Source organism: Mycobacterium sp., assembly GCF_035603715.1.
GTDB lineage: Bacteria > Actinomycetota > Actinomycetes > Mycobacteriales > Mycobacteriaceae > Mycobacterium.
The window spans coordinates 1-6202 of sequence record NZ_DATNJW010000372.1; the positions used below are offsets into that span (position 1 = coordinate 1).

At 65.2% G+C, this 6202-nt stretch carries 7 protein-coding genes and 1 pseudogene; 3 read left to right on the top strand and 5 right to left on the bottom strand.

What is annotated here, in order from left to right; all coding sequences use genetic code 11:
- Positions 1 to 77 (top strand): annotated as a pseudogene (locus VN856_RS15505) (SRPBCC family protein); the annotation flags it as partial.
- Between the two features lie 4 nt (positions 78 to 81).
- Here the strand turns inward: VN856_RS15505 and VN856_RS15510 are convergent.
- Positions 82 to 813, bottom strand: a complete 732-nt coding sequence (locus VN856_RS15510; protein ID WP_414686967.1) for an Rv3717 family N-acetylmuramoyl-L-alanine amidase — start codon at positions 811 to 813, stop codon at positions 82 to 84.
- A 140-nt stretch (positions 814 to 953) separates the two neighbouring features.
- Here VN856_RS15510 and VN856_RS15515 point away from each other — a divergent pair, with 140 nt between their 5' ends.
- Entirely contained in the window at positions 954 to 1283 is a 330-nt protein-coding gene (locus tag VN856_RS15515) for a YbaB/EbfC family nucleoid-associated protein (protein WP_325690529.1), read from the top strand.
- On the top strand, positions 1276 to 1887 hold the full coding sequence (recR, locus tag VN856_RS15520) for a recombination mediator RecR (RefSeq protein WP_325690531.1): 612 nt from the start codon (positions 1276 to 1278) through the stop codon (positions 1885 to 1887). Before VN856_RS15515 ends, recR begins: the two co-directional genes overlap by 8 nt.
- A 19-nt stretch (positions 1888 to 1906) precedes the next feature.
- Here recR and VN856_RS15525 read toward each other — a convergent pair whose 3' ends face one another.
- The 4 genes from VN856_RS15525 to VN856_RS15540 form a co-directional block, all read right to left on the bottom strand.
- Complete coding sequence (locus VN856_RS15525; protein WP_325690533.1) at positions 1907 to 2743, bottom strand: hypothetical protein; 837 nt, start codon at positions 2741 to 2743, stop codon at positions 1907 to 1909.
- Positions 2743 to 4377, bottom strand: a complete 1635-nt coding sequence (locus VN856_RS15530; protein WP_325690535.1) for a thiamine pyrophosphate-binding protein — start codon at positions 4375 to 4377, stop codon at positions 2743 to 2745. The genes VN856_RS15525 and VN856_RS15530 overlap by 1 nt, the downstream gene beginning before the upstream one ends.
- Positions 4378 to 4380: 3 nt before the next feature.
- Positions 4381 to 5451 (bottom strand): FAD-dependent oxidoreductase, encoded by a 1071-nt coding sequence (locus tag VN856_RS15535; RefSeq protein ID WP_325690537.1) that lies wholly within the window; start codon positions 5449 to 5451, stop codon positions 4381 to 4383.
- 85 nt (positions 5452 to 5536) lie between these two features.
- On the bottom strand, positions 5537 to 6202 hold a 666-nt coding region (locus VN856_RS15540), incomplete at its 5' end, for a glutamine amidotransferase (RefSeq protein ID WP_325690539.1).

The following is a 6202-nucleotide window of genomic DNA, read 5'->3' on the forward strand; positions in this document are numbered from 1 at the left end:
AGACGTTCGCGCCGCTGGGGCTGAGGAAGATTCAGGCCGAGGTGCTGGCCAACCTGAAGCGGGAAGTCGAGAACTGACCGCTCAGTGCGCCGCTGTTTGACCACCTAGGAAGGCGGCGACGCCCCTGACGACGGCGTCGGCGTATTTCTGCCGGCCCTCCGGGCTTTCCATCAACGCCGAGTCGACGGGGTTCTTCATGTTGCCGCACTCGACCAGCACGGACGGATACTGCGCCAGGTTCAGCCCGGCCAGATCCGACCGCCCGTACAGGCCGTCCTGGCCGATGTAGCTGGCCGGTGGGATACCCGACGCCTGCATCTGGTCGCGCATGACGCGGGCGAACTGCACCGCGGGTCCGGCTTGGGCCTGGTTGAGCGGCGGCGCGGAATAGTTGACGTGAAAACCCCGCCCGCCCGGGGGGCCGCCGTCGGCGTGGATGCTGACGACCGCGTTCGGGTGCAGCGCGTTGGCCATCGCGGCTCGTTGGTCGACGCACGGGCCGACCGTCGAGTCGTCGCCGCGAGACATGGCCGTGCGGGCCCCGAGCGCGTTGAGCGCGGCGCGAATGCGCAGCGTGGTGTCCCAGGTGAAGGTGTGCTCCGGATAGCCGTCGTTGGTCGTTGTCCCGCTGGCCTGGCAGTCTTTGGTGCCACCACGACCGGTCGGCACCTGGCGGCTGATGGATGCGTCGTTGGCGCCGTTATGGCCGGGATCGAGGAACACGATCATGCCGGCGATGCTGCCCGGTGCCGCGACAGCAGGCGGGGGAGTCGGTGCGATGGCGACGGCAGCGAGGAGGCCGACGGCTCCCAGCGCCGCGGGAGCCCCGACACGCAGGCGATGAGGTATGCGCACGGCGCCACGTTAGTCCTGGGCCGTCTACGCTTGGAACTCTGACCCGCCCGCACGACGCAGGCGAAACCAAGTCGATACCAAGACGCAAGGGGACTGTCATGCAACCCGGAGGCCAGCCCGACATGTCGGCGTTGCTCGCCCAGGCTCAGCAGATGCAGCAATCGTTGATGGCCGCTCAGCAGCGGCTGATCAACTCCGAGGTTCAGGGCAAAGCCGGTGGCGGCCTGGTCGAGGTGACTGTGAAGGGCAGCGGCGAGGTTGTGGCCGTGAAGATCGACCCCAAGGTCGTCGACCCCGATGACGTCGAGACGCTGCAGGACCTGCTCGTCGGCGCGCTTGGTGACGCCTCCAAGCAGGTCGCCGCCTTGGCGCAAGAGCAACTGGGCCCGCTGGCCGGTGGCATGGGCGGCGGCGCTCTGGGTGTTTGAGGGACCTGTCCAGGATCTGATCGACGAGCTCGGCAAACTGCCGGGTATCGGGCCTAAAAGCGCGCAGCGCATCGCTTTTCACTTGTTGTCCGTCGAGCCACCGGACATCGACCGGCTGACTGGGGTGCTGGCCAAGGTCCGCAACGGCGTGCGGTTCTGTTCGGTGTGCGGCAACGTTTCCGACGACGAGCGATGCCGCATCTGCGCCGATCCGCGCCGCGACGGCACGCAGGTGTGCGTCGTGGAGGAGCCGAAGGATGTGCAGGCCGTCGAGCGCACCCGCGAATTCCGCGGGCGCTACCACGTTTTGGGCGGGGCATTGGACCCGCTGTCCGGCGTCGGCCCCGAGCAACTCCGGATTCGCGAGCTGCTGAACCGGATTGGCGAGCAGGTCGACGGCGTAGACATCACCGAGGTGATCATCGCCACCGATCCCAACACCGAAGGCGAGGCGACGGCCACCTATCTGGTGCGGATGCTGCGCGACATTCCCGGCCTGACCGTCAGCCGGATCGCGTCCGGTTTGCCGATGGGTGGCGATTTGGAATTCGCCGACGAGCTGACCCTGGGCCGCGCGCTGACCGGCCGCCGTGCCATGGCCTGATTCGGGTGATTTGCGAGCGTCAAGACGTTTGCCGACCGGCTTGTTGCGATTCGGTCTGTCCGTAGATATCACTGATGAGCTGCGTGACGTGCTCGACAGACGTATCCCAGTCGGTGTTGTCGGGCTGCAAAGTAAGCAGGGCCGCGATCGTGCGATCGTCGGCGTAAGTTCCGGTTGTATGCATTGCCGGGCTAGTCAGGTCGACATCGGCGACCATGGCGCGCACATGACCAACCGGCCCTTCCTTTGCCGCACCGAGGTCAGCACGAGGTTGCGTTGGCTGGTTGCAAGGGTTTTGCGGGTCGCCGAACCGTGACCAGCCTTGTTTGTAGGCGGAGCCCGCAATCACCTGAGGGATGCCGAAGAACTGGTTGAAGCCATCGCTCGCACAGGGCTCGGCCTGGTGCAGATTGGTCATGATGAAATCCCTGACAGTCGGATCGGCCGAGTCGAGGATGTAGCGGTACACGGCTATGGTGTCCGCTGCGCTCGTCGGGGTGTAGCCCCAGAAGCGACGGTCGTCGGGCGGCCCGGTGTCTTGTAAGCCCAGCTTGGCGACTATCCGCTCGACGATGGTCTCCCAGCCTTCCTGGACCCACAGTGCGCTGGCCGCGTTGTCGTCGCTGGAGCGCAACATTGACTCCAAATTGACTTGGTCTTGGCCAGGGATCGGGTTGTCAGCGCCGTGGTTGTCGAAGTAGTCCAGTGCGATCATCAGCTTCACCAGAGACGCCGATCGGATGCGATTGTGCGCATCGGCGTTCACCGTGACCGCACCGGTGTCGCGATCGAACACCATGTACGAGGCGGTGATACCGGGTGGAATCACGACCTCGGCAGGGACGACGGTAGCCACTAGAGGAGGCCCGCGGGCAGGGATCGGGAAGGCACCTGGGCGAAGATGACCGAGGGTCCCGTGGTGTATGCCTTCGCGGTGGCCAGCGCCGTCCGTAGTGCCGCCGCGGTGTTGACGGTGGCGACTTGGGTGACGCCGAGCGCCCGGGCGAACGCCTCGAAGTTCCAGTCGGCGAGCACGTTGTACGGCAGCGGTGGCTGTGCCGGATTGGTGTAGAAGCCCTGGCCTTCCAGAAACTGTTCGTAGCCGTACAGGTTATTGCCGATGATGATGACGATCGAATTGTGTTGATGGCGAACCATTGTCGAGATCGCCTGGCCGACCGTCTGGAAACCGCCGTCACCGACCAGTACCAGCGGCCGCCGTCCGCCCTCGAACGCGCCGACGGCCGCGCCGACCGAATGTCCAATCGACGACCACAGCCCATCGACGATGAACGAGTCCTGGGCCGGCATGCGGATCTGTGCCGCGGGATAGATCCCGAGGAAGGTGTCAGCAATGACGGTTAAAGACCCGTCGAGGAAGGCCGGCTCGGCGATCGCATCGAACACCTGCTGGTAATTCAGATCCGGCCCGGCGGGTACCGGAGCCGCAACCGGGGCTGCCAAGCCTTGGGTGTAGACAACGGGAGATGCGCCGGCTGATTGTCGGTCGAGGGCGTCCAGCAGCGCGGGCAGACCGGCGGCCTGCGGCGCGCCGCCGAGGGACACCACCACACCGTCCCATGCGCGGATCGTCGCATTGACCTTCGGAATCATCAGGTGTGCGTATTGGGAGCCGAACACCGCGCCGAGGGCGACGATCAGCCCCGACGACTGGACGAAATTCTTCACCGGTGCCGAGGCCTCATCGCCGTTGAACACCCCCACGAAACGTGGATGGGATTCGGGCAGCACCGATTTGGCAACCAACGTCGTCGTCCACCGCAGCTGTAACCGGTCGAGGACAGCGAGCGTCGTATCGGCGAGCCCGTAGCGTTGCACCTCCTCTCCGACGATGACGAGCGGGTTGGTCGCCGCCGCGAGCTCTTGCAGGATCGAGCCGGCTACGGCGTCAGCGGCCCCGGCGGGCACCGTGACATCGATCGCACCAACCGGTTGCGGGCATTGCTGGTCCAGAAACCCATGCGGGATCTCGATGTACACCGGGCGCTTGCCGACCAACGCCGCGGCGATCGCGCGGTCGATGAGCTGCGGTATGGCTCCGACGCTGTCCGCTCGTTCGCAAAACGTGGTGACGTTGCGGAAGACGTCCATGTCGGTGTGTGGCTGTCCTAATGAGTGTGAGAACAACACACCCGTCGTGTTCTGGTTATCGATGTCGGTCTGCAACGGACCTCCGTTGACCACCACGACGGGGCTGCGCTCGGCATAGGCGCCGGCGATCGCGTTGACCATGCTCAGCGTCCCGGGGCCATACGACACGGCCACTGCCGATAACCCCCGCACCCGCGCGTACCCGTCTGCGGCATAGCCCGCTTCCAGGTCGCTGTTGGTGACCACCGTGCGAAAGCCTGGAGTCCGTGCGGCCGCGTCGTAGACCGCCGCGCAGTACACGGCTGGGATCCCGAACAGCGCCCCAACGCCGTTTTGAGCGAGGCGCTCGATGAGGTAGTCGGCAACGAAGTACGTCATCGGTCAGCGGAAACGGTCGCCGTATTCGGGCAGCATCCACGCCTGCGGCGGCACCAGCATGGCCGTACCGGCAAAGACGTTCTTGGCCAGCTCAAGGATCCCCTGGCAAACGTCCGGATCCGGCGTGGCATCCGTGGTGCCCGATTCCCAGCTCCCGCCGACCACGACATGGTCTGCGCGCGGGAACACGTATGTGTTGTCGGAGCTGTACAGATACTGCAGATCCGGCTGCGGCTTCAACAGCACCAATTGGCCCTTCACCGGGGCGAGCAGGGAGTCGTTGAATATTTCTGCCGAACCCAACCCGGTGCAATTGACGACGGTCGGCTCCGCGAGTTGATCGATATCGGCCGGCGAGTGAAAGTCTTGCTGGATGAACGGAACACCCGCGGCACCAAGATCGTCGCGGAGCTTTTTGAGGAATATCGGCGGTTCGACCAATAGTGTCTGATAGCCGAAACCCGGCTGGTTCAGATGCGCGAAAGGCAACTGCGCGTAGGGCGTCGGAGCCGGTATGACGTCGCGTGGCACCTTGTCGAAGCTGGTACCCGAGCCGTGTTTCGAATAGTTGATCCGCTGGGAAACACCGTAGCCCTGGCCAATTCGCGCGGAGTGCATGGTGAACGAGGTTCGGAGAATTTTCTCGAATTGCTGGGTGCCGGACACCGACGTGTCGTAGTTGACGAACGACGGTTGCCATTGACCACCGGCGACGTCCGACGTCGTCGACCACAGTGACGACGCGTAAATCGACACGGTGAAACCCGATTCGAGCAGCAGCGTCGCGGCGGTCAGCCCCATCACGCCGCCGCCGAGGACGGCGATCGGTCCCCGCGTCGTACCTGCCTGTTGACTTACTATTTCGTGAACTTCGACCGCGCATCCCCACGACATCGTGATGCCCGCTCCGCCGTGACCGTAGTTGTGCACGAGGAACTTCGAGCCCACACTTTCGGATTCGAGCCGAAACGTTTTCTCGCGAACAGGCCGAATGCCGGCGACGAATGAACAGTCGGGTGGGGTGCAGGTGAAATCGGGGTCCGGCAGTAGCGCCGGCAGAGCACCATTGGCCATGTTGAAACTCCCGCGCTTTCGGTGAAATCAAGCTACGCGGGGAAGGGCGCGCGGGCGGAAAAACGACTGAAAAGGGCTCGCGGCCTTAAGCCCGCAGCCGTTCTCGTCGCAACAGCTCCACCTCGGGCAGATCCAGCGGCGCCAACTCACCGACCACGTTGCTGAGCAGCAGGTCGGCGAACTCGGGATTGCGAGCCAAGCACGGCCCGTGCATGTAAGTGGCGAACACGCTGCCCTGGACCGCGCCGTCGATCCCGTCGCCGGCGCGGTTGCCCGCACCCTTTTTCACGGTGCCCAGCGGGGCCGCGGCATCGCCGAGAATCGTTCCGCCACGGTGATTTTCGAAGCCGGTCAACGGCGCGGTCAAACCGGCCAGCAGCGGCGAGGTGACCAGCTCGCCGATGGTCCGCGCCGGCTGCGGCGAGGTGGTCAGGTCGAGCAGTCCTACGCCGTCGACCCGTTCGCCCGCCGACGTTTCGTACCAGTGGCCCAGCACCTGGATGGCCGCGCAGATCGCCAGCACCGGCGCGCCGCGGGCCGCGGCGCGCTGCAGACCCGGATGTCTGATCAGGTGCTTGGTGGCCAGCCGCTGCGCATAGTCCTCAGCCCCGCCCAGTGTGTACAGGTCGAGACTCTCGGGCACGGCGTCGGCCAGCGTGATCTCGACGATCTCCGCGGCGATGCCCCGCAGTCGCAGACGTTGCCGCAGCACCGCCGCGTTTCCGCCGTCGCCGTAGGTGCCCATCACGTC

What these genes read in the sequence shown, in the direction of transcription:
- VN856_RS15530 (WP_325690535.1), bottom strand. Translation starts at nt 4,377, where the DNA reads ATGACGTACTTCGTTGCCGACTACCTCATCGAGCGCCTCGCTCAAAAC.
- VN856_RS15535 (WP_325690537.1), bottom strand. Translation starts at nt 5,451, where the DNA reads ATGGCCAATGGTGCTCTGCCGGCGCTACTGCCGGACCCCGATTTCACC.
- VN856_RS15515 (WP_325690529.1), top strand. Translation starts at nt 954, where the DNA reads ATGCAACCCGGAGGCCAGCCCGACATGTCGGCGTTGCTCGCCCAGGCT.